General features: G+C 46.5%; 21 protein-coding genes (1 of these 21 running past the window's edge). 7 read left to right on the forward strand and 14 right to left on the reverse strand.

Annotated features, from left to right (window positions below):
* The first annotated feature begins 10 nt into the window (after positions 1-10).
* Positions 11-1,873: a motility associated factor glycosyltransferase family protein gene (locus LFX17_RS11965; protein WP_238746869.1), complete on the forward strand. Its 1,863-nt coding sequence runs from the start codon at positions 11-13 to the stop codon at positions 1,871-1,873.
* A gap of 35 nt (positions 1,874-1,908) precedes the next feature.
* On the opposite strand, the gene LFX17_RS11970 is transcribed toward LFX17_RS11965, so the two are convergent.
* From LFX17_RS11970 to LFX17_RS12000, 7 genes are all read right to left on the reverse strand, one after another.
* Positions 1,909-2,268: a hypothetical protein gene (locus LFX17_RS11970; protein WP_238746870.1), complete on the reverse strand. Its 360-nt coding sequence runs from the start codon at positions 2,266-2,268 to the stop codon at positions 1,909-1,911.
* Between the two features lie 116 nt (positions 2,269-2,384).
* Positions 2,385-2,597, reverse strand: a complete 213-nt coding sequence (locus LFX17_RS11975; RefSeq protein ID WP_238730460.1) for a hypothetical protein — start codon at positions 2,595-2,597, stop codon at positions 2,385-2,387.
* A gap of 76 nt (positions 2,598-2,673) precedes the next feature.
* Positions 2,674-3,510 carry a hypothetical protein gene (locus LFX17_RS11980; RefSeq protein ID WP_238746872.1) on the reverse strand — a complete coding sequence of 279 codons (837 nt, stop codon included), beginning with the start codon at positions 3,508-3,510 and terminating at the stop codon, positions 2,674-2,676.
* On the reverse strand, positions 3,485-4,135 hold the full coding sequence (gene plsY, locus LFX17_RS11985) for a glycerol-3-phosphate 1-O-acyltransferase PlsY (protein WP_238746875.1): 651 nt from the start codon (positions 4,133-4,135) through the stop codon (positions 3,485-3,487). The genes LFX17_RS11980 and plsY overlap by 26 nt, the downstream gene beginning before the upstream one ends.
* Positions 4,132-5,601, reverse strand: a complete 1,470-nt coding sequence (der, locus tag LFX17_RS11990) for a ribosome biogenesis GTPase Der (protein ID WP_238746877.1) — start codon at positions 5,599-5,601, stop codon at positions 4,132-4,134. Before der ends, plsY begins: the two co-directional genes overlap by 4 nt.
* A 22-nt stretch (positions 5,602-5,623) precedes the next feature.
* Positions 5,624-6,106, reverse strand: a complete 483-nt coding sequence (smpB, locus tag LFX17_RS11995; protein ID WP_238730464.1) for an SsrA-binding protein — start codon at positions 6,104-6,106, stop codon at positions 5,624-5,626.
* A 120-nt stretch (positions 6,107-6,226) separates the two neighbouring features.
* Positions 6,227-9,259, reverse strand: a complete 3,033-nt coding sequence (locus LFX17_RS12000) for an AAA family ATPase (RefSeq protein ID WP_238746878.1) — start codon at positions 9,257-9,259, stop codon at positions 6,227-6,229.
* Positions 9,260-9,418: 159 nt separating this feature from the next.
* Between LFX17_RS12000 and LFX17_RS12005 the strand changes: the two genes are divergently transcribed.
* Complete coding sequence (locus LFX17_RS12005) at positions 9,419-10,531, forward strand: pyridoxal phosphate-dependent aminotransferase (protein ID WP_238746879.1); 1,113 nt, start codon at positions 9,419-9,421, stop codon at positions 10,529-10,531.
* Positions 10,515-11,360, forward strand: a complete 846-nt coding sequence (locus LFX17_RS12010) for an A24 family peptidase (protein WP_238746880.1) — start codon at positions 10,515-10,517, stop codon at positions 11,358-11,360. Before LFX17_RS12005 ends, LFX17_RS12010 begins: the two co-directional genes overlap by 17 nt.
* A gap of 233 nt (positions 11,361-11,593) precedes the next feature.
* Here the strand turns inward: LFX17_RS12010 and LFX17_RS12015 are convergent, their stop codons facing one another.
* The 6 genes from LFX17_RS12015 to LFX17_RS12040 form a co-directional block, all read right to left on the reverse strand.
* Positions 11,594-11,974, reverse strand: a complete 381-nt coding sequence (locus LFX17_RS12015) for a hypothetical protein (protein WP_238730468.1) — start codon at positions 11,972-11,974, stop codon at positions 11,594-11,596.
* Positions 11,975-12,308: 334 nt separating this feature from the next.
* On the reverse strand, positions 12,309-13,529 hold the full coding sequence (locus LFX17_RS12020) for a hypothetical protein (RefSeq protein ID WP_238730469.1): 1,221 nt from the start codon (positions 13,527-13,529) through the stop codon (positions 12,309-12,311).
* 189 nt (positions 13,530-13,718) lie between these two features.
* Positions 13,719-14,435 carry an ABC transporter ATP-binding protein gene (locus LFX17_RS12025; protein ID WP_238746881.1) on the reverse strand — a complete coding sequence of 239 codons (717 nt, stop codon included), beginning with the start codon at positions 14,433-14,435 and terminating at the stop codon, positions 13,719-13,721.
* Position 14,436: 1 nt separating this feature from the next.
* Positions 14,437-15,675 (reverse strand): ABC transporter permease, encoded by a 1,239-nt coding sequence (locus tag LFX17_RS12030; protein ID WP_238730471.1) that lies wholly within the window; start codon positions 15,673-15,675, stop codon positions 14,437-14,439.
* Entirely contained in the window at positions 15,675-16,490 is an 816-nt protein-coding gene (locus LFX17_RS12035) for a secretion protein HlyD (RefSeq protein ID WP_238730472.1), read from the reverse strand. Before LFX17_RS12035 ends, LFX17_RS12030 begins: the two co-directional genes overlap by 1 nt.
* A gap of 27 nt (positions 16,491-16,517) precedes the next feature.
* Positions 16,518-17,297 (reverse strand): TetR/AcrR family transcriptional regulator, encoded by a 780-nt coding sequence (locus LFX17_RS12040; protein WP_238730473.1) that lies wholly within the window; start codon positions 17,295-17,297, stop codon positions 16,518-16,520.
* Between the two features lie 348 nt (positions 17,298-17,645).
* Here LFX17_RS12040 and LFX17_RS12045 point away from each other — a divergent pair, with 348 nt between their 5' ends.
* Positions 17,646-19,622 carry an LTA synthase family protein gene (locus LFX17_RS12045; protein WP_238746882.1) on the forward strand — a complete coding sequence of 659 codons (1,977 nt, stop codon included), beginning with the start codon at positions 17,646-17,648 and terminating at the stop codon, positions 19,620-19,622.
* A 103-nt stretch (positions 19,623-19,725) separates the two neighbouring features.
* Here the strand turns inward: LFX17_RS12045 and LFX17_RS12050 are convergent, their stop codons facing one another.
* On the reverse strand, positions 19,726-21,510 hold the full coding sequence (locus LFX17_RS12050; RefSeq protein WP_238747766.1) for a sulfatase-like hydrolase/transferase: 1,785 nt from the start codon (positions 21,508-21,510) through the stop codon (positions 19,726-19,728).
* 579 nt (positions 21,511-22,089) lie between these two features.
* On the opposite strand from LFX17_RS12050, the gene LFX17_RS12055 reads away from it, so the two are divergent.
* The 3 genes from LFX17_RS12055 to LFX17_RS12065 all read left to right on the forward strand — a co-directional run.
* A complete protein-coding gene (locus tag LFX17_RS12055; RefSeq protein ID WP_238731589.1) occupies positions 22,090-22,551 on the forward strand; it encodes a DUF2721 domain-containing protein in 462 nt (153 codons plus the stop codon).
* A 325-nt stretch (positions 22,552-22,876) separates the two neighbouring features.
* Positions 22,877-23,686 (forward strand): hypothetical protein, encoded by an 810-nt coding sequence (locus tag LFX17_RS12060; protein WP_238746884.1) that lies wholly within the window; start codon positions 22,877-22,879, stop codon positions 23,684-23,686.
* A 204-nt stretch (positions 23,687-23,890) separates the two neighbouring features.
* On the forward strand, positions 23,891-24,317 hold the 5' end (the start) of the coding sequence (locus tag LFX17_RS12065) for an IPT/TIG domain-containing protein (protein ID WP_238746886.1). The gene runs 569 nt beyond the window's last position; only the first 427 of its 996 coding nucleotides appear in the window; it begins with the start codon at positions 23,891-23,893; its stop codon lies beyond the right edge, outside the window.

Consider the following 24,317-nt stretch of genomic DNA (forward strand, 5'->3'; position numbering starts at 1 on the left):
CTGGGTTATTATGTCTCACAATCTCTCTGAAAAGACAAGAGAAATATTCGGGAAAAAGCCGTACTTATCTCTCTATTTCCAACGAGAACCCGACTCGAATTTACGATTCGCTCTGAAACCCGCTAAGAATCCGAAAGAGAGATTTTTAGAGTTGGATGGCCGCGCTCTTGCGAGCGCGGTGGCCCCTCTTACCCAAGCACAAAGAATTCTTCAGACGCAAAAAATAACACCGACCAATCTTGTTGCCGTCATCGGCCTCGGAAATCCGCATCTCATCGAAGAAGTTCACAGAAACATGGAGCCGGGACAGATTCTTCTTCTCGTGGACGAACATCCCGAACTCATCTTTCCTCTTTGGGAAGAAGTCCTCGAGCCCGTGATGGAAGTTCCGGGTCGACATTTGTTTTTAGGTCTTTCCGCGCTGGGTCTTCTATGGAATTATTTGGAATCTCTTCCGGTGGAACGCGTTTCGGGAATTCGCGTTTTTAGAAACGCGGCGAGCACTTCTCTCAACGAAGCCTATTACGGAGAATTGGAAATCAAGATCCGTAAAATTCTTTCCTCCAAGATGAGCGATCTTTTGACCAAGTTCGAGTTCGAAAGAATCTGGGTTCGCAATACGTTCGTCAACACCGCGAACTTTCCCGATCCGAACAATCGACGCACGCGAGTCGAACTCTTAAAGGAAAAATTCGCGAACACACCGGCCATGCTCGTTTCCGCGGGACCGTCTCTTCGAAGTCAATGCGAATGGATTTCCAAAATCAGGGACAAGGTGTTTCTGTTTTCCTGCGACACTTCTCTCAAAGCCCTTTTAAAATTCGGAATCGTTCCCGACGGCGTAATCACCCTCGACGCGCAAACTCATTCTTTCTTTCATTTTATGGGAGCGGAATCGTCTAACGTTCCTTTGTTCGCAGACTTGGTGAGCTCACCTTCGATCTTGCGTTCGCAGAAGTTCACCAAGATCGTTCATTCGTTAACCGCAAAATACATCGTCGACGCAAGCGGAGAGTTAAAACGGGAAGTCACCGCGGGCTCTAAAACCGCGGAAAAACTTTTGGGTCCGATCGGAGACATTCAATCCGGAGGAAGCGTCGCAACGACCGCGTTTGATCTTTTGCGGAACCTAGGCTGCCGTCCGATTTTTTTGGTCGGTCAGGATCTCGCGTATTCCGGAAGAGAAATCCATTCCACGGGAACGCATCACAACGAGAAATGGCTTACCTTGGTTCGCAGAACTCAAGGACTTGAAAAGATCAACGAGATGATCATCCGCAAACGGGACACGCGTCTGGTTCCTACCGCGGGCGGCGGAGAAGTTCTCACCGATTACGTTTTGGATTTATACAGACATTGGTTCGAGGAATCGTTTAAAACCCTCGATTTTCCGGTTTACAACGTGAATGCGCGCGGCGCCAAAATCGAAAATTGTGAAAACGTTTCCTTGGAAGAAGCGGACAAAATTCTTTCTTCGTTTCCGAAACACGGTTATTACTGGAAAGAATTTATTCCCTGGAAGATCGACGTCGAAAACGAAAGCGGCAAATCGTCCGGCAAACCGGGTGAAATCAGCGTCGCGGCCGCGGAAGAATTCAGGTCCAACCTTCTCCAGAAAATCCAATCCGTCCTCAAGATCTTTTCCGATCCTTCCATCCGCGAAGAATCCTATGACGTTGTTCTTTCCCGATTTCGCTCGGAAATCGCGGAATGGGAAGACTTGAGATTTCTCGTCCGCAAAACGGAAATCTACATTCTCAGACACAGGGACACGTTAGACGAAATTAGAAAGAAAAATCTTTTGATCGGCGCCGTGTTAAAGGAATTCACCGGACTCAAACGAAAACTTCTCGCAGGCTCCCTCTCGAGTTGAAACCTGAAAAAGACTCGTGAGACGCGTCGTAGATTTTATTCGAACAACGTTTTTAGATAAAAGGGGAAGGTTAACGAACCCATTAAAACCCCGATTGCTCCCATCAGAAGAAAAGCAATACCGATCAGCCTTGCCAAAGGTTTCGGAACCGGAGAAGAAAAGAAGATGTGGGATATCTCCAATTCTCCGGAACGAATCAGATTGATGCCTAAGGTCGTGGAAAGGAAAAGACCTCCGGAAAAAAGAAGAACGCTTACGAATACCGGAACGAAATGTCGTTCAATCCAGGCGTTTTGCAAACCCGGCACATACAGATAAACCAGCAGAAGCACAAATTGTGTGATCGCAATGGAAACGGAAATTTTGCCGATCTTTTCAAGTCTTTGGTAGTTCAAGGGAAGAACCTCGGTATATCAATCGATTCGATCGGATAACCGAGGAAATCGCATTTTTTGCGGAAAAAAGTTCGATTCCCGAATCGGCCGAAGTCGCACTTTTTTTGTTAAGCGAATTAGGCGTTTAAATCGATTAGATAACCGCGGCGGATCGCTTGATCGTCCGTATTGACTCCGACCTTCGCCATGTTTCTCGCGCCGGAATTTACGTTTTCCATTTCGGAAAGCGGATGAAGCCGATCGGGCATATTTCGAATCGTAAACTCGGACTTAGAAAACTGTCTGGCGCCCGTGGAACTCTGAAGAGCGTAATTGATTTCTTTCATCATAACTGCGAATTTCCTTTTTTCCGTTCAATAGAACCGCAAATTTAGAACTTTGTAAAGCAGAATTGGAACGCTTCTTTTACAAACCGTCAAAATTGAAATTGGATGTATCCTCTTCCGCTTCCGATTCTTCCGAATGCGATCCGCCCGATCCCGGATGAGAATCGTAACCCGGATCGTATTGAAAATCTCCGTGCGATTCCCGAGCGTGTTTTTTCTGAGCGACCGCGGGCTCGTCTTCGGATACGAACGCGCTTTCCTGTTTCGGTAATTCGAGTTCCGGTTCCCCTTCCTCTTTCATTTTCATCAAAAGGGAGAATCCCTTCGGCTCTTTAACGAACTCGGGAAAGTATTCGTAAAACAATTTTGCGGATACGACTCTGAATTTGTACGGATACGCTTTCTTGTATGTTTCGGAAGGTTCGACGTCGGGAAGCTGCTGGAACCCGATCCGATCCTCGAAATCGTTGAATTCCTGTTTGGTGAAGACCGGCATTCTTTCCGTGATCAGATCTTTTAGAATGATCCAATCCAATTTGAACCGCATCCGATACCCCTGAAACGCGGAGGATCTCTGAATCAGGTTGACGAGTCTTTTTAAAGGATAATCCCTCTTTGCGTACGGCGTCAGATAAATAAGAAGATATCTCTGCGAAAATCCGAGAGGTTCCCAGACGCGTTCCGGATATAATTTTCCTTCCTCCGATTTCAGGTCGTCGATGATCGATTGTAACTCGGGAACGATTTCTGTCTGTTCCGTATAGAATTCCTGTTTTTCGATTTCGCCGAATTCTCCATAGTAAAGCCATTTGTATAGGTCGGCTATTTCAAAGACGGGGTGATAGATTAAGAATCGATCGAGGAATTCGATCTTTTCTTCGCGGGTTTTGTTATCGTCGATTTCTCTCTGAATCATCGCTTGGATCCTCGTCTTTGACCGCGAACAACTCGGACTGATTTAAAATCCGAAGGATATTCTCCCGATGCGTTAATATGATTCCGAAAGAGATGAAGATCATTGTCCCCAAAACCCAATACGAAATTTCTTCGTGCAAAAGAAGAACCGAGGAAAAAGCATAAACGAGAGGAAGCGTAAGGGAAGCAAAAATTGATCCCAAAGAAACGAATTTAAAAAATTTATAAACCGCCAAAAAAACCAAGACCGCGCCCAAACAGGCGATCGGAGTCAAAACCAAAAATACGCCTAACGTAGTCGCTACGCCCTTCCCGCCGCGAAACCCGAGAAAGGGAGAAAACATGTGACCCGTTACGGAAAGAACTCCGCAGGCCAACTGAAACGGAATCCCGCCCTCGGACACAAAGACACCCGCAAGATATACGGGCAACATTCCCTTTGCCACGTCGAGAAGCAGCACGGGAAATCCGAACTTCCATCCGACGAGTCGGCCCACGTTCGTGGCTCCGATGTTCTTACTTCCGAATTTGCGGATATCCATTCCCGCAAACCGAAGAGCGATCCAATATCCGAACGGGATCGAACCCGCTCCAAAACTGAGCAAAGCAAAAATCGCGTAGTTCATTTTCGATCCGATCGAAACTCCAGTCGAACCGGGATTCCCTGCAACTCGTAGGTTTCGGTGAGTTTCTTTTTGAGAAAGGAAACTAGATTGGATTTAAAGTATTCCACGTGGTTTACGAACAGAATCAAATGAAACGGAGAAGTCGAAACCTGAGTGCAATAGAGCATCTTCGGCGGTTGATGCGCGGAAAAGGATCTTCCCGCCTGTCCCATCCACAACTTTAGATTTTTATTGAGTTCGGAAGTGCTTACCTTTCTGTGCGATCTAGACGCGAGATCGAAGGAAAGATCCATGAGTTTTTGAACCCGCAGCCTTTCGGTCGCGCTGATCGTGATGATAGGCACTTCGCTTAACAAAGGAAAACGGCTGTAGAGTTTTTCCTTGTATTCCTTGAAGGTTTTATCGGTCTTATCCTCGATGGAATCCCATTTGTTGACCGCGATCAAGAACGGTTTTCCTTTTTCCTGCAAAAGCGCCGTGATCTTTTTATCGAAATCCCCGAATCCTTTCTGAGCGTCCAAGAGATGGATTACGAGATCGCTGGATTCGATCGCCTTCAAGGTTCTCTGATACGAATAAAATTCGAGGGCTTCGGCGGATTTGCTTCCTTTTCGGATTCCGGCCGTATCGGTCAAAAGCAGACGTCTATCACCGAATTCTAATAAAGTGTCCACGGAATCCCGAGTCGTTCCGGCCACGTCGCTCACGACCGCGCGTTCGTAACCGCAAATCGCGTTCAAAAGACTGGATTTTCCCGAGTTCGGTTTTCCCACGATCGCGAGACGGAACTCGTAGTCTTCTTCCGCGAGAGGAAGAGGTTGTGCGTCCTTGTTTTTGGAAGCGGAGATTTTTTCGATCCAGACCTTACCCGGTTTATCGCTTAAGAAAAACTTAATTTTCTCAAGTAGAAGCCCTAGATTTTTTCGGCCGATCGCGGATATGGGAAGAACTTCCGCCAACCCCATCCGGTAGAATTCCTCGAGATCGAACTCGTCGAGTTCCTTGTCCGCTTTGTTGACGCAGTAGATGATCGGTTTGTTCGCGACGGACGGTTCCCTTCTCAAGTAGCCGAGAAGACTGTGGTCGGCGGCCGTGATCAGATTCTTATCCAGGAGAAAGATGATGACGTCCGATTCCTTCAACTGTCTATAAGCCGCTTCTAATATGGATTGCGAAAGAGTGTCCGGATTTTCGATGTCGAGTCCCGGGGTGTCGCAGAGATAAAAGTCGAGATCCTTTTCTTCCTGATAGATTCTCGCGGAAAGAACGTCGCGCGTGACGCCGGGGTAATCCTCGGTAATCGCGAGTTTCTTTTTCAAAAGGGAATTGAAGAGCGTGGACTTACCGACGTTCTGACGGCCTACGATCGAAACGACCGGAATTTTTTCTCCGGGTTCTTTGCGGGGAGCTTTTACCGGAACGACTTCGTCCGATTCTGCGGTTTCTTTTTTTCCGGCTTTAGCCATTGGGTCCTAACTTTGTCGCGACTCATTCGTAGCGATTGGATGATTTCATTGCGCGCGCGATTTCCTGCTGCGCGTCTTTTTTCTGCATGTCGTCGCGTTTATCGTGAAGCTTTTTCGGTTTTGCGACGGCGATTTCCACCTTCACGCGATGGTTTTTCTTAAAATATACTTTGGTTGCGACCAGTACTAGACCTTTCTCTTTTACCTGACGATCCAGCTTTTCGATTTCCTTCTTATGAAGAAGCAGTTTTCTCGGACGGATTTCGGGATGATTGGCGTAACCTCCGTTTTTATACGGGGTGATGGAAAAGTTTTCCAGAAAGACTTCTCCGTTTTTGATCTTTGCGAACGCGTCTGTGAGATTTCCCTTTTTTTCGCGGAGACTTTTTACTTCGGATCCGGACAAAACGATCCCCGCTTCGAGGAATGAAATCAACTCGAAGTTGAACTTGGCCTTTTTGTTGACCAACGGAGTATGTCCGGATTCTTCTTTTTTGTCTGCCATCTTACTTTTTAAACCGACTTCGTGGCCGGTCCTTCTATTTCCCTGCGATCGCCGAAAAATTCAAAATCGATCGTTCGAACGACCGTTTCGTTTTAATATCCGTCTTTCGGCAACGGGTCGTCAGTTTCTCATGCTATGATTCGTGAGAATCAATCTTCCCAGTTCGGTTCCGATCAGGTTCGGCATATTGTAAAAATTATCCGAAGTGATCTGGATGGAATCCTGAAACAGATGTTCCGCAATGTATCTTCTTCCGAGTCCGACTCCGAGGAAGACGTAGTTCCGATTTTGATTCTTTAAAATTTCGGCGTGGAGTTTGCGGTTGTCCCGGGAATTGATTTCGTCGGAAACTTCCGCCTTTCCTCTTTGCCCCCGAAAATCGGAGATCATTACCACGATTTTCGTCTGTGCCTCCGGCGAAAAGTACGATTCTACTTTTTCGAGAAGCTGATATTCCTCGACGGAATCGCCTTGCCAATCGGTTCGAAGATAATTGAACATCTCCTCTTCCTTGGCTTCGTTGTATTCCTCGTCCAGACGTTTGATCGGAATCAGATCGATCCGATCCTTTTTGTTGTTTCGGTCCGAATATGCGTGAATGGAAAAATCCACCTCGTGTTCGTTGAGAATATACGCCGAAGACAACATCGCAGAAATCACCGCGACCGCGTATTCGAAGTTGAAGATCCTTCTGGATTTGGAAACGAGAAAGGCGACTTCCACACCTTTGAGTTTTTCCTCGTTCTTATCGATGATCGTACGATCGAAAACTTTCGAGTCCCCTCTTCCGGATAAGAATGAAATATATTTCCGAGTGTCGATCCGGTTCCCTTCGGTGCGATACATTCTCGTGATATCGATTTCCGGATCGAAAAGACGATCGAGGTTGAGTTCGATATCCTCGAGACTTTGTCCGAAAACTTCTTTGAATTCCTTCAAAGAAACTTGGATCGTGTATTCCCAGAGGATCTTTCGTTTGGCAAGAAATTGTTTATAAAGTTCCTCGGTGCGGTAACCCCAAGCGCCGCCACCGCCCGCGGGTTCGCCTTGTCCTTTGTTGCCGCGCGTATCCTGACCATACCAAGCGTCCGCGCCTTCCTTCATCTGACCGCCGGTTTCCGGCGTATCGATTTCGATTCCGCGTTTGAGAGGATTTCCAGAGTTGAGAAGTTTGGCCTTTCCGGTTAACGCTTCCCGTTTATGAAGTTCCGGATTCCACCAACGTTTCTTTTCAATGTCGGTGGCCGTTGTCAGAGTTTTTTTTTTCTTATCCTCAAGAACCTTGAAGAAATCCGATTCGACTTCAATGCCGGACATTTGGAAATCCAAAATCTTTTCGAGTTCCATTCTTTCTTTCGGATCGGCGATCTGATTCGTATAAGCGATCTTGCCGCCTCGAACCGCTGTTTCCTTGAGTCCCGCCTCTCCCGCACTCGAGTCCGCATAACGCAGGATATGATCCTTCCAGAAAAGAAGATTGGAAAGTCCGAACAAATACGGCAGAAGATTCGCGGAACCGATCGTACGTTTTTTCGCGAGATCGCGGATCTTCATGTGGAAATTCACCATTCTCAGGATGAGGCTGTTGCCCGGAAGATAAAAGGAAAGAATTTCGGTTAACGTGGATTCGTCTTCGAGATCGGGAAACAACACGCTCGTAAAACGGTTTCTGAACGCTCTCGAAATCGTCGCGGTGGATTTGGATTTACGGAAGAGTTTCAACGCGAAGATGCGCGAATCGTCCGTAAGTTGAACGGGTTCGTTGTTTCCGCTTTCGGGCGGAAGCGTAAGAGAACGCGCGTCGTCCGTAAGCATATTCAATTTTTCCACAAGTTCGGCTCCGGCCGCTTCGAGGTTCGTGATGAGAATATTCCCGCCTTCTCGGATTCCTCTCGTAAGAGGACCGTCCACCCAATCCACTTTGGAACCGTCGATCGGCTTCAAGGCTCCGATGATATCGGAAGTATGAATTCCCTTGCAAAGACTCACCGTTTCCAAGGGCAAGCCCGAGATCTCGGTGAACAAAGGAAGAAGGATCTGCGGGTCCTGTTCCTCCGAATATTCGATCAGAACGTTTTCTTGAAACTGAACCGCGGTGAAGATTTTCTCGGAAAACTCTCGCAGTTTCAAAGGCATGGGCACTTCGCTTAACAATTGCTTCGCCTTGTTTTCGTCCCGGATCGCAATCGCCTTATCGTTGCAGTATAAGAATCCCTTATGGACTTGAAAACTCGGTTCGGGAAGTTCGGGCGCCATTTTCAACCCGGATTCGCTTAACAAAAGATCGATCTGAAGATCTCGGTCCTCTTTTTTACGGAACGGTTCCACGTAAAAGTTCCAGAATTCGCGGAACTGAAGTTCGCTCGTATCCGCCTTTAAACCTAAGAGACGGTTGCAGAGTTTTTTCAAATTCCGAATGTTGAAATGATATTTTTCCAGATCGCCCTTTCCGAGTTTGCCGGTAACGACCCTGGATTCCGTTTCCATCGAAATCCGGATGCAGGATTGAAGCAAAGATTCGCTCAGAGCGGGATACAACTTCTTTAAGATAAAAAGAATTTCGTCGGGAGTATGTTGGTCGATGAACACGACCGAGAAAAAACGGGTGATGTCGAACGGAAGTGGTTTTCTTCCTTCAAAACCTTCGGAAGGGTTTTGTGTTCCGATAAAGTTGAATCCTTCTCCACAGGAAATTCTCGAGCCGTTCCCTTCGATTAACTCCAAATAGGCGGACTCGTAAACGGTGGAGAATCGTTTGATGATATGCGGTGGACAAAGATTCATCTCGTCGGCGACAAAGCTGTGACCGGAACGGATTGCGGAAGTAAGAGGCCCGTCCGACCAAGCAAATCCCCTTCCGTCCATGAGAATCCGATACGAACCGATCAAGTCTTCGGGAAGAGTGTCTTCGTTGAAACTGAATCTTGCGGTCGGATGTTTTCTCTTATAGTTGATGTAATAGATCAGAGCGTTTTTACCGACGCCCGCATCTCCCACGAGAAGCACCGGTTTGCCTTCGAGCAAAGGGTAAAGAATATTGGATAAATTGCGAACGGTCGAATCCGTCTCAACGAGATCGGAACCGAGGTTTCCGGGATTGATACCGGATTTCGAAACGGGAACATTGAGTCCGGCGATTTTTACGGTTTCCATAACTCAAAGTTCACCCCCTCGAATCCTCTGGCAACCTCAATTCCTTCCAAACTGTAACTTGAATGGTTTGACATTCAAACTAACTTTTCGAGAAGATTCTTTTTTAGAAAGAAGTTTTGCAGTGGTTCTCTCGAACAGAAATTTCAAAAAGGATGTAGTATGAGTCAGAGTACGTTAGAATATGTTTTAGCCAATCGTATCCAAGGACTGGATACTTCCGCCATCCGCAAAGCCTTCGAGCTCGCGGGAACGTTGAAAAATCCGATCAATCTTTCCATCGGTCAACCGCACTTTCCTTGTCCTCCGAACATCATCGAAGCCGGTTGTAAGGCTTTGAAAGACGGAAAAACCGCTTATACTCTTACCGGAGGAATTCCGGAACTAAAGAGCGCTCTCGCTGAAAAATACAAAAGCGTGAACGGGATTTCGTACGCGACTCCCGAAAGAATTCTCGTCACTTCCGGAATCAGCTCCGCATTCTTACTTCTGTTTAACGCGTTGTTAAACGAAGGAGACGAATGCCTCGTCGTCACTCCGCACTTCCTGATGTATCCGGCTTACATCAAAATCTACGGAGGAAAGATGAACTTTGTTCACGAATCCTTCGAACCCGAAGATCTCAAAGAATTCTCGAATAAAAAACTAAAGATCATCATCTATTCTTCTCCTTCCAATCCTACCGGAAAAATTCTTTCCCGAAAACAATTGGAGGCGCTCGCCGATCTCGCGGAAAAAACGGGAGCGTATCTGATTTCGGACGAGATCTACGAACTGTTCGACTACGATAAGAAGTTCATATCCGCGGGTTCCTTTTACGAAAAGGCGATCACCCTTTCCGGTTTTTCCAAAACCTACAGCATGACGGGGCTTCGTTTGTCCTCGATTCTCGCTCCGGAACCCATTACAAAAGCGTTAACTACTCTCCAGCAATACACGTTGGTCTGCGCTCCTTCGGTCACACAGTGGATGGGACTCGAGGCCTTGAAGACGGATATGAGTTCTTATATCGCGGACTACAAAGAAAAACGCGACTTCGTCTACGAATCGTTGAAGGATCGTTACGAGACGGCCAAAAGCGAAGGAGCGTTTTACTTCTTCATCAAGATCAAGGAGAAGGACGATGATTTTATCGTAAGAGCGGTCAAGGAAAAGGAATTGATTTTGGTTCCGGGTTACATCTTCACCGAATCCAAAAATTACATCCGAATCAGCTTCGCTTCCGAATGGGAAAATCTCAAACGGGGAATCTCCGCTCTTGTCGAGCTTGCCTGATTTTCTTTTTTGGATCGTTTTGAGTTTCGGAAGTTTAGGGGCGGCTTCCTTGGGAAGTTTTTACGTGACCCTAGGCTTTCGAATCCTCGACGTTTACTACGGCAAACGTAGAAAATCCCTTTCGTTTTCCCAAAAATGGAAGCGGATTTTCACACACCCGAGTTCCTGCGATCATTGCGGAAAAGAAATCCGTTATCCGCAACTTCTTCCCGTGATCGGATATTTTATCTCGCAAGGTAAATGCAAGTTTTGTAATGGAAGAATCCGTTTTCTTTTTCCGTCGATCGAATTCGGTTTCGTATGCGTCTTTCTATTCTGTTTTTCTTTGACACGCAATCCCGCGTTCAGCTTCGTGTTTTTATTTTTATGCGGACATCTTTTGATATCCTGTCTTACGGATGCCTATCATTTCTCTTTGGATTACGAAAATCTTCCGTGGATTCTATCGTTCGGTCTTTTATCCGCGTTTTTGTTAACCGAAAAACTTCCCGGCATGAACGAACTCTACGTTTTCGGCGGATTCTTTCTTGCGTTTTTGCTTTTGTTTTTTTTCTTTCCGGGCGGAATAGGATTCGGAGACGTTTTGTTCGCTCCGGTCTACGCGCTCATCGCAGGCCATCCCTGGTGGATGTTCTTTTTAAACGCTTCTTACATCCCCGCGGTTTTATTTACGATCGTATTGCGTGAAAGAGGAAAGAGTCTGCGTAAGACTCCCATCCCGATGGGTTTGTATTTCGGGATCGGTTTGGTTTTGACTTTTTTGAGCAGAATTCTATTCGATTCGAAACTTCTTGCATTTACTATATTTTCAGAATATTCAGAAAACTGAATCCACAAATTCAAACACCTTCGTAACGACGATCCCTGAAAAAACTTTCAGGCCGTGTCCGGCGTCGCCGGACCGGGTTTCAACTCAATGTTACTCCGTACGGTTGCAACATAATACTTCGGTCAAGTTATTGCGCGATTGTCGGATCGGAATGCCGCGCAAATCGAGTCGAAAAAGGCAATAACTTGACGCCGCATCGGTCCCTCGCGTTTCTTTTTTCGAAAACCGGCGGATCAAACCGGATAAAACGCGAGACCCGCAAAAAACAATAACAGCCAAAATCCGGTTTCGATCGTTTCGCTGAGCGGTTGGATCCTGCGAATTCCGCCGTACGCGTGAACCAACACCATCAAACCGAAACATCCGAGCAGAATGTTAAAGTAAAACGGCTGAACGCCGCGATTTCCGGCCGCCACAAACCCCATATAACAAAGAACGCACAGAACACTGGCAAGACAACGTCCGTAATACGTGGACAAATTGCTTTGACCGGGAATTTCCCATCCTAATGTCGCCGCCCAGCGAAGAGGCGCCAAAAACATCGGCAAAGCAAACGCAAAAAACGTTCCCGCCACGAGAACATACAAAAACCAACTCGATTGTGATCCCCACATTCCAAACATATCCGACCTTCTCCAAAAATAATTTAGGATGCGATCTATAAATCGGAATGCGATCGCATCGTTAAACAACCCTTCGCCCCGCATCGCAAAAGGTTACTGAATCAGAAGGAATTTCTTTTCGAACGTTAGAATGTTCTCGAATCGGAAAATTACGATCTGTAAATTGAATTCATATTTTTGAATGTATTTTTTGAAGAATTTTTGTAACCTTTTGAAAATCGGTTCGATCGTCAAACGCGGCTAGGCCGCCGTTTTCGATCCGACGAAAAAACAGGAACATCCGGCTTTTTCGAAGCGATAACCGGATTTTATTCGTGTATCTTCTTTAAAAATAAACGACCCTTAAATCGGTGCCGCCGTGAGTCACATGAATCGTGTCGGTTTTGATTCCCATGTTTCGGATCAGAATCGACCAAGAAGCCTCGTCCGGACAAAGCACAAACCCGCTAATCTCGCAGGGAAGTTCCCACCAATGAGTCAGACGTTCACCCAATCTTTTATAAAAACTTGCTAAAGAACCCGTTTCCATACGCAAACCGTACGGAGGATTGAGAGGCATCCATATCCGCTTCGGTCCGCCGATCGATTCCCAAACCGTTTTAGGAGACAATAAGAAAAAATCGCCTTCGTTTTTGGAAAATCGGATCGAATCGGTATATCCGGATCCTTTTAGAAAATCATGATATACATCCATTCGTTTTTCCGAATATACGAAGGTTTCGCGGTTGAGCTCGTTCCACCAGACACCGATCGAACCTACTCCGCCGTTGTTTAGAATCTTCTTTTTCAAGAATTCCCAAGTCGCCTCGGGAAATTCCTCCATTTCCTGAAACAGATACGTTCTGGAATAATGCGGAAAACCGATTCCCAAAATGGAATCCACCGATTCGCGGATCAAGGTTCCCGTCCCTGCAAACGGAACGAAGACCGCGTCCGGGTTGGGAAGAATTTTATGCATTCGTTGTATTAGAAATCTTGCAAGATCTTCGCGGATCGGCGCCGATTTTGCCAGAGGTTTAAAACTTCCGCGTTGATTTAAGGGTTCGCCCGAAAGACTGATGTTCAAAATGATCTCGTCTTCCAAAAGAAGCGCGCTGAGTTCCGTCGTTTTTTCCGCAGAATCGGCGGAGATTACGGCGGTTTCCCAAAGTCGGTTTAAATCCTCGGTCGTCCAATCGGTTTCTCCCTTGATTTGAGGACGAAAGCGAAGACCCCAATCTTCCGGAAGAATTTTCGATTTTCGCAGCGCGGTTTCGAACTCCTGAAAGGAAAAGGAACGTTTGAACGGAACCATTCCCAAATTTAAACGGAAATCGCGAACCCAAGGAATTCTTACCAATAGTTCAAGCGCTTGGCGGAAGTTCGCGTTTTCCAAAAGAATCTTTCCGGGAAGAGTTTTTAAAAACGGAACCTGAGTTTTGGGAAGATACGAATCGGAAACGATCTTCTTCGCGATTTGTTCCGTTTCTTTGGAGGAACCGGTGGGTAACAGATATTCCCATCGTCTCGGTTGTCCCGCTTTGAACTTGGGAAACTTCCAGTGCATAAACGTAGAATCGGAGACGGGACTTTTAAAGCCTATCGCAAAAAGTTTCCCGCGTTAATTTACGGCGAGTCCCGAAATTAAAAATACTTCGGTAAAAAGACAAGCCGCAAGGTTCGGCCCCTGCGATTCACTGGCAGCAGTGTCATTGAGCTTTCCGGGGGACGGATTCTTATGCGTCGTTCTCCGAATTCAACGGGCCGCCTTTCCGTTTTTTCGGGAAGCCTCGAATTCTTTCAACGAAACGACTCGCCCGTCCACAAGATGGATCTGGCGTTTCGTTCTCGAAGCGAAGTCGGGGTCGTGCGTCACCACAAGGATCGTGGTTTTGGTCTCGCGATTCACTTTTTCCAGAATGTTCATCACCACCTTTGTGTTAGCCGAGTCCAAGGCACCCGTAGGTTCGTCCGCGAAGATATATTTCGGATTCATCACAAGTGCGCGGGCGATCGCGACCCTTTGCGCCTGCCCCCCGGACAAACGGTTGATTCTGTAATCCATCCGATCCTTGAGATCGAATTCCTCCAGAAGATGTTCCGCATAACTCTGACATTCTTTTAAAAGACCCGCTTTGCGCGCGGGCATCAATACGTTTTCCAGAGCCGTAAATTCGGGAAGAAGATAGTGAAACTGAAAGATGAATCCCATTCTTTTGTTTCTGAATTCGTGAATCTCCTCTTCTCCCATTTGGTAGATATTCCTTCCGTCGATCTCTATTCCGCCGGAAGTCGGAGGATCGAGAGAACTGATCATATACAAAAGAGTACTTTTACCCGAACCGGATTTTCCGGTAAGAGAAACGTAGTCGCCCTCTTCTATGTCGATGCTGACTCCTTTGATGATTTCGCTGTTGCCGAAGGTCTTGCGGAGATTGTGGACGGAGATTCCGGTTTGCGATTCGATGTGCATCCTATTCTCCTCGTATGATTTCGATCGGTGAAAGTTTTCCCGCGGATCGCGCGGGGATCCAACTCGCGATCAGGGTCGCGACCATCGATTGAGCGAACGCCTGTAGATAGATCGACGGTGCGAACGAAATCACCATCGTGCTGGCTCCGGCGGAAAAAAGCGGATTGGTGAAGGGAAGGGATTCGATCCGGAGACAGATCAAAAATCCGATCAACATTCCTAAAACCCCTCCGATCACGCCGAGAATCACTCCCTGCATCAGAAAGATCATCAGAACTTCGTTGGGTCTGTAGCCTATGGAACGGAGAATGGCGATTTCCCGTTTTTTCTGATTGATGATTACATTCAAAATATTGTATATTCCAAATCCGGCGACCGTTAAAATCGCCGCGGTCATGGAATAACGGATCGCGTCCTGGAGTTTGAAAATCGCGAAAAAGCTCGTGTTCGCCTCCTGCCAACTGAGAACTTTCTCGTCCCCCATGGTTCTCCATTCCTCCGCCTTGGAGAGAGAACGGTTTACGTCCTTGAGACGGACGGCGATGTCGGTTATCATTCCGGACTGCCCCGTTAGCAATTGGATTTCGCTTAACAAACCGTAGGCGACGCTGTCGTCCAAGGCCTTGTTCCCCGAGCGGAAGATTCCCGAAATCCGGAACGGAGTCTTCTCCTGAAGTCCCGAAGTCACCCAAACGGTTTTATTCACGCCGAGTCCGAGTAATTTTGCAAGACCGTCTCCAAGAACGATCCGATTTCCGGCGGACAACGATTCGACGCTGCCTTCGGTGATATAATCCGCAAGAGGAGTGATCTGTACTTGTCTGGAAGGAATGATTCCGATGATCTTGCCGGCCTCCTGATTGGAACCGGAAAAAAGAAAAATTCTTCCGCTCACCTGCGGAGAATACGCCTCCACTTCCTTATCCTGATCGAGACGTTCGTACCAAAGACTTGCGTTGTTTAAATGTGTGGACCCTCTTTTTCCCGAAGGAGGAGAAAGCCAGAACACGTTCTCGCCCGGAAAAAGGTCGTCCATGGAATTCGGCTGAATGATCTCCTGTCTCGGACTGATCCGAACGTGACAATCCGCGTTGATCAGCTGATCGATCAAATATCCCCGAAAGCCGAGCAAAACGCCCGAGATGATGATAAACGCCGCGGTTCCCAAAACGATTCCCGAAAGCGTCGTCAGGGTTTGTTTTCCCCGAACGAGCATTTGTCTGATGGCGACGAACAACATTACGGAACCTCTGAGAGTTTATCTCCGGCCTGGATATCCCCTTCCTTAACCTCGATGAACAACTCCGATTTAAGACCGGGCGTAAACGCAACCGGAATCGATTTACCGTTTCTGAATATTAAAATTTTCTGTTTTTTCTCGTATTTTCTCGGAACAAGAACCGCGTTCTCCTTGGTCCCGATCTCGATCGCGACGTCCGCCGTCATCCCGGGAAGAACTCCTTCCGGAAAACGGGCTCCTTCGATTCTCGCGTAAAACTGACCTGCGTGCGAAAACGTACCCTGAACTCTTCCCTGGATCACTTCGTTCGGCTTCCCTTCGAAGCGTATCAAAGCCCTTTGTCCTTTGCGGATCGAAAGAAGAATCTGTTCGTCCAACGCGACGATGAGATATTTGGAGCCGACTCCCAATACTTCGATCGCGAGAAGATTCTGAAACGCGACCTCTCCTTCGTGATAACCGACATCCGAAACGATTCCGTGTATCGGAGAACGAACGACCGTCATTCCTTCCAACTGAAGAAGTCCCTGTCCCGGAACAACCTCGTCCCCTTCCAGAACAAAAACTTTCGTGATTTTTGTCGGAACTCCGACACGAAACCGAAACGTATCGAGAGAATGCACGGTTCCAAGTCCGTACGCCTTTTCGGCAATCGGTCCGATAACGGCCACGTCCTGAACTTCATTTTTTCCTTTCGCGGAAAGAATGAAAAACAAAACCGCAATCGGAAGAATCGGAAAAAGGATCCGAAACGGCAGACGCAAGGACCAATAGACCTTGATCCAAGATTTTAACGTATTGATTACAAAATTCATACCAACTCCTGAGGGGAAACCCGCGCTTTACGATTTCTTTTTTTTCTTTTTTGCCTGTGCGGCTTTTTTGGGGTTTGATTTCGATTTCTTGGGAAGGGTTTGTTTGTTTTTCGTTTTTATTTTTGTTTTAGGCACGACCCCGATCTCCGTTTTTTTGGGAGCAAGTCCTCCGGCGATGAACTCGATCGTACGTTTCATTTCTGCTTCCCTATCCCAACCGTCTTCGGTCTTCGGTTGATAGAAAATTTCAGTGAGCATCATATAACCGGCGAGGTTGGTCGCGATCAGACGAAACGCCGAATCGAGAGGAATGTCCGCGATCAATCCGCTTTCCTGAAACTTACGAAGTCGTTCTTTGATGATTGGCGAGAGTCTTTCCTTGAAAACCCGCTCCAGCACGCCTTGAATATCCGGATTGATGAACGCTTCCTGAAGAATGATCCGAAGCAGATTTCGGTTTTTCGCGATAAACGCGATTCGTTCCTCGAAAACCGCGTTCAGGAATTGTTCCAAGCTGGAAAATTCCTGCGAAAAGATTACATTCAATCTTCTTAATGTGATGGGCGCGATAAATCCTTCCATAATCGGCATGGCGAGACGGAGCAAAAGCTCCTTCTTACTTTTAAAGTGCTTAAAGATCAAACCCTCGGCGACCCCGGCCTTTTTTGCGATTTCCACCGTGGTCGCGGCGGAGAATCCTTTTTGCGCGAAAATTTCGACGGCCGCCAAAAAGATCTTTTTTTGACCTTCGGGCCATTCGGGATCGAGTTCGATACTATCCTTCATTTCTTCCATTGGTTGTCCCACGGTGAGTGATTACTCACTCATTATTCAGAAAAAAGGGAATTCTGTCAAGACCCAAAACCGGATTTCCGGAGTACAACGATCAAAATATAGAATTTTTTTTGGAAAGAAATTTATAGACCAAACTGATTAGTACAGTCGAGCGAGAGGGTTCGGCCGGAGTTCCGTCCACTCATCGCCGATCGGATTTCGTCTTGAATTCGTTTGCAGTTTGTAATCCGTAAACGATCCCGCCCTTCGTAATTTTCCCTTTTTTTGACTTGAGCGCGCGCTCGTTCTTGGCCTACTATTCAATTCAGGATTCCAGACGAATTCGGAGTTTCCTCACATACCAGTCATGAAAGAGTCAGAATGTTTCATCGGATACCAACTCACTTAAAACTCATCCTAAGCTACGTAGTCTACTTCGCTCTCATCCTGCTTTTATACAAGATCGTATTTTTATCGGTCTATTCTTATCGACTCCAGGGAGTTCCGATCGAGGAAATCGCAATCGCTTTCGTCCTCGGGTTTCGATTCGATCTCGTAGTGATCGGAATGACACTCGGCCTCTTCGCGCTCCTTTCCGTTCTTCCTTACATGAATCGTTTCAAATTGTATCGATTCTTCTGGGGGTATACTCCGCTTCTTCTCGGGATTTGGATGATCGCACACTTGATCGCGGACATCATCTACTTCGAAAACGCAAACAAACATATCGGTTACGAAGGTTTTGTCTTTATCGGAAAGGACTTGGGAGTGATCTTAAAATCCGCTCTCGAACAGAACACCGTTACGTTTCTGATCGGAGTGGCTTTCCTTCTCGTATTTCTTCCCGTTTCCACCTGGCTCTTCCTCAAATACAACCCGTATCAATATAAGGAAGAATCCTGGAAGTCGGCGGCGATTCAGATCACAGTCGTCCTCATCGTCACGATCGTAGCGATCCGGGGAGGAATCCAGGAATCTCCCATAAGAGCGACTAACGCGATCGTATCGGGAAACAACTTCGTAAACAACATCGCACTCAACGGCGTTTTCACGTCCATTATGGATTTGAAAAGCCAATCCATTCCTAAATTTCTAAGGCTCGAAACGGAAGAAGCGGTCGGAATCGTTCGAAAAGAAATCGCTTACCCCGGTGCGGAATTCGTCAGCGAAAAATATCCGATCCTTCGCGTTCAGAAAGAAACCAATCCGGGAACTCCTCCGAACGTGGTTCTCATCATGCTGGAAAACTGGACGGGAAAATTCATCCGTCCGATTTCCGACGGACTTGTGGAAGGAAAGGAAGTGACTCCGTACTTCAATCAGCTCTTAAAAAAAGGAAGATTCTACAATCGCTTTATCGCTTCGGGAGGAAGAACGACCAACGGAATGATGTCGATTCTTACCGGAATTCCCGATCGTCCGGGTCTCACGGTGGTTCGGACCCATCAGGTTCTCGGAAATTTTTCGGGAATCGGCAACATCTTCAAACGAATGGGATACGAAACCTACTTCGTCACCGGAGGAGATCTAAACTTCGACAACAAGAGCACTCTGATGCCTCACTGGGGTTTTGACACCGTGCTCGGCGAAAAGGAAATCGCAAAACTCGGAAGATTCAAGCTCGGGGCCTGGGGATACGACGACGCGGACGTATTACAATTATTGCATGAACGGATCTCCTCGTCCAAAAAACCGATCCTCGGCCTGGCCTTGACTTTGACCACACACTATCCATATCGAACCCCTTCGGAGAAGTTCAGAATCTTCGATCCTTCCACGAGGGATTACGACTTTTTAAACGTATACAACTACGCGGACTGGGCGGTTCACAACTTCATCGCGCAAGCGGAAAAGTCCGGCTATTTTAAGAATACGATTTTCGTATTCGTCGCCGATCACACGCACCACCGATATCTAGACTACTACGAGGACAGAAACGTTCCGTTTTTGATCTACGCCCCGGGTCGAGTCGCACCTGCGTTAGACGAAACCATCGCTTCGCAATTGGATATCATTCCCACCATCTTAGGGCTTGTGGGAAAGAAGGCGGTTTTTTCCTCCATGGGAAGAAATCTTCTCGCTCCGGGGAGAACACAAACGGCGTATTTCGCTTACGGAAACTTGTTCGGGTGGATCGAAAACGATCTTTTTTATCTGCGTTTCTTCGATGGAAAAGAGGATCTTTCGTACAATATCACGCCACCGCGTCAAAAGAACAATTTCTGCGAAATGGACCCGATCGTCTGCGACGAGATGAGTAAGAAGGCAAAGGCGTATTTAAATCTAAGCTACGAGCTATTGAATAAGAATATCGTATTTCCTTCGGAAGCGGAACTGCTGAAAGAGATCAAACCGTAAGAAACGATTCGTCACATACGAAAAGAATTTCGATTACACGAACGTCGACAGCCGCGAATACGCGGCTCCCTCGTTTTATTCGAATCAAAAAGCGGCAAAATTCTCAGAGTTTAACGCCGGAGGCGGAGTAGAGATCCTGGCAAAGACTACAACCGTCGAGTTGTTTACGGATTTCTAATTTTCTTTCGCGATCCAAACTCGGCCAAAGATTTTTCTTTTCAATCGGATCGTCATGGATGTCGTACACCTCTTCGTCCGGAGGAAACGAATTCAAACGAAGCATATAATGCAGATTTCCCTGAATATAACTCATCCCGACCCGATACAAAGAAGTCTCGTTGTTGTTTGCGATAAAAATTCTCCGGTTTGGCGGAAGATCGGAAAGAAGGGATTTCCCTTCGAGCCGGGAAAGATAACTCTTCACCTCGGGTTGGTTGGCGACACCTAATAGGTCCGCAACCGTCGGGATCAGATCCGTGTTCGAAACGTTCCGTTCGGCATTCTTCCTCAAACGTTCCGCAAAGGAATTCTGACGCATCGAGTTCGGAATGAAAAACAACATCGGAATCGCAACCGTTTCGATATGATTGCTCTCGATATGTCCGATATAATCGTGTTCGAACAACGCCTCTCCGTGATCCGAAGTGAAGATCACGATCGTATTTTCGGTCAGCTTTTCTTCATTCAAAAATTGGAATACTTCTTCCAAGAGCCCGTCGAGATAACGGACCGAATTGTCGTACGGAGCGTATGTGTCTTTGCCGATCGGAAAATACATCGCTTCTTCCGGAATGATATACGGAAAATGATTCGTGTTTAAGTGCAGAACCCCCGCGAAATTCTCCCCTTTGCCTTTGAGAAATTTGACGCGGTCCTTGAACTCCGCGACGGTTTTACGATCGTCGATACCGATATCGTTGAACACTCCGAAACCGCTGATCTCCTTATTCCACAGAAAATCGATTCCAGCGTTTTTAAAAAAGCCGGTGAAATTATTCCAACGAAAACTATGACTCGAAATATAAAACGTGGAAAGCCCCGCCGCCTTTCCGTATTCCCAAAAAAGCGGAGAATTGTGCGTCATCGACACGGGTTGAATCGGAGATACGCCGGACAACAGACTCGGAACCGAAATCAAAGTGGAACTGGAATTTGAAAACGCCTTTCGAAACACGACGACGGACCCGTTCTGCGGATCGACGGTCCATCGATTTAAAAAAGGAGTCGTATCCTTTTCGTAACCGTAAAGAGACATGCTCTTTCTGCGAAGGCTTTCGCTCAAAATAAGAAGAACGTTTTTTCGAAACGGATTCGGGCTCGGATTTAAGACCGGTTTGTTCCTGGATTGCAGGCCCGCAGAACCGAGACGATCGCCGGTAACCAAATTGTATAGATTGCGATTGATAAACGAAATCGAATTCGTATCCGCCACGTAAATCTGATCGTTAAAGCGCGTGTTGTTGTGAAAGAAAGCCGTCAGCGCGAGAATACTAAACGACAAGATTCCGTAAACGGTTTTCGTAAAACGCGCGGGTTTGAAATCGGAGGATGCGATTTTCAAACTTAAGAAAAGAACAAGGAAAAGAAAAAAGAAACCGATCAAACTCCAAACGGTGAGGCCGCCCCGGAAGATCGTCCAACTGTTGAACGGTTCCTGAAAGATATACGAGAACACGAAAAAGTTCGGCATGATCCCCGCGTATAAGAAATATCCGTAAGAACCGATCACACAGATCGAATAGCCGAACGATGCGAACGCCAAAATTCCCCAGTAGGGTTTCGTCTTCGAGCTTGAAGAAAGGAGATCGAGAGAAAATAGAAGCAAAGAATAAATCAAAATCGAATAAAGAAACGAAAGCAGATAGTAAGACCACTGCAACGTCTCCATTTGACTGAGAATTTTCCAGCGTAACCCGAGATCCGCAAAGAGGATCAAAGCGGGCACGAGCAGTAAAAATAAAAATCTGAATTTGGAAGTGGAAATCTTGGAATTAAAATCGTTCCATTTTTGTATCAAAGCAGAAAACAAAAAGCACCCCGTTCTTGTTCGAATCGACCTATTTCGGTTCGGCGGTTATTTTTATAGATTCTTCAGATCATAAACTGAAGGAATTCACCAAACTGCATATAGTAAGCAATTGCTTACATGTGTATTTTTGAATGCCTCTACAGATCAAGTTTTTTTCGAAGCCGATTAGAAAAATAAGGCCCTTCTTCGGCTCGAAAATCGAAAACGGAACCGAGTGCCATAACCCGTTCTCCCGAAACCGACATCCGCCTAACAATGATTAGGTTAAAAATCAAACTTCGAACGAAAACCGTAATGAGCGCCCGATCCCGATTACAAACAGCCTCCGATCAAATCGTTTGGAATGTTCGACTCAAATGGAATGGACAAAAAACCGTTTTTTTCGAGGATAGGACCGTGTTCTTAGAGTCCCTTTCCAATCCAGGCATTCTTACGGGAATGATTACTCCTGCAGTGATGATCACCGCCTGCGCGAGTTTGATTTTTTCAACCGCAAACCGTTTGGGAAGAATTTTTGATCGAGTCAATCTTCTCAAAGCCGAAGTGGAAGGGGTTTTAGGCGGGAAACTACCCTATCCCAAAGAAAGAATGGATAACCTTGAAAAACAGCTCAAGGTCCAAAGAATCCGCGCGGTTCTCATCCAAAGATCCATGGCCTTCCTCTATACGGCGACTTCCCTATTTGTTCTTTCCAGTTTGGGGTTTGCGTTCACGAATTTCCTCCAAAATCAAATTTGGATCGCGACTCTCAGCGCGCTCGCCGGCGGTCTTTTTCTCTTTATGGCGAGCGTCTTTTTGCTCTACGAAAGCAGATACAATTTAAGATTCATCAAAGGTCTCATTGATCTTACGGAATTTCTCGGCAGCAAAATTCCAAAGGAAGAATCCTCGTCGAAGTAAACTTCGGCTCCATCTTTGAGACAAGATTGAGGCCGGAGTTCCGTCCAAACCCGGTTTCTTCTAAGCGGATCTGTCAAAGTAGCGAATTCCTTCGCTTCTCCCGTTTTCCCCTTCCTTGAGTGATGCGTTATACACGCTTTGTTTGCCAAGTGTTCCATGCACTTTCAAAACGCTAACCTACCGATCACTCGCTCAAGATTTAAAGTCGCGGCCCCTTTTCGCTATCACTTAAAAAACACTCCCTCCCATTTGAAATTCGCTTAAAAAAATGCACTTTTCGGGAAAATGGGGTCTAAAAAGTATGTAAGCAGTTACTTACTTTTTTATGAAAAAGGCTCTAAAACTGATTTTTACCATTCCCATTCTCGTCATTCTCTTGGATCTTTGGCCCGTTTTTTCCGATTTGGAAGCATTCGGGCCATCGGGTTCGTTCAATCACATTCGAATTTTAAAGGAATCCTTTCGCGAATTTACCGATGAGACCGGATATGAAATCAGAGCCGATTGTCAGGAGATGATCGTTCACGGAAACCTCCACTCGGATTCGGAACTGATGGATACAGAAGCCTTTCACTGCGATAACAACAATATATTCGGATGCGGGATCGAACTCAGAAATTTAAAAACGAAATCCGAAAAGGCGGCCTTCTTTTACGATTCGATGAAGGAAATCGGACATGCGACTCATATCATCCAGGATTTTTACGCACATAGCAACTGGGTTGAAAATCATCCGAACCGAATCGAGACCGCTCCGCTTGAGGAACCGTGGAAGCTTCTTTCGATGCCGAACATCCAAACCGGATACTACGATCTTTCTCCGATCGTAAATCATGAAGAGGAAGCGTTGGAATGTCTCGAACTTTCTCCCAACGAGATGAAATTCTTTCAGCCCTATGCGACGCATATTTGTCTCAACAAGGATTCGGAAAAAAGTGTTCGAGGCGGAAATACTCTTGAGAAGTCGCCTAACGTTAATTTTCACGAATGGGCCGGTCAACACGCGGTCGAACATACGAAAAAATTTCTAATGGACGCGTACAACAGCAATCATAAGAATCTGAATCTTTGTCTGATTCCGAAGAAAGCGAGCTTTTCCTGCAACAATGCTGTTTTCAAACTGAGAAGTGAATAATCATTTTTTAGAATATTCAACAAAGTAAAAGTATTTCGTTTAAAAACCGGACACTTCAACCGCCATACAATTCGGAATCCGAAAAACTACGTATAAATTTCGCGTATCTACGTAGTTCCCGATATATCTACCTATCAAATACTATAGTATCCTGTAAGTCCTAGACATAAAACTAAATCGAAAACGTATCAGGAGCATCCTGCCATGAAAAAGACGATCGCAATCCTTAGCGCCTCCTTATTCCTCATCATTTCGTTCCTCAACTGTAAAAAGGGAGAATCGGACGATCCGTTCACGAACCTTCTGCTTCTTTATACGATCACAAGCGCGGAATCCGTTGCGGACTTTTATCCGGATCGCGGGTTTCCGGGAAGCACGACTACCATTACCGGCGATAGTTTCCCCGGAGCCGCCGCGGATTATACCATTACGATCGGAGGAACTGCAGCAACTGGAATTACGGTCGTTGATTCAAAAACGATTACGTTTACAATGCCGACCTTAGCAGGTATCAGCGCGAATACGACCGTCCCCATCGTCGTAACCCGATCGGGAGCCGCACTTCTTTCAAAAACGATCCGATATAGGCCGGCGCCTGTGATCGCCCTCAATCAGCCGAATTCGTTGACGG

Origin of the sequence: Leptospira sanjuanensis, assembly GCF_022267375.1 — a bacterium.
GTDB classification, from domain to species: domain Bacteria; phylum Spirochaetota; class Leptospiria; order Leptospirales; family Leptospiraceae; genus Leptospira; species Leptospira sanjuanensis.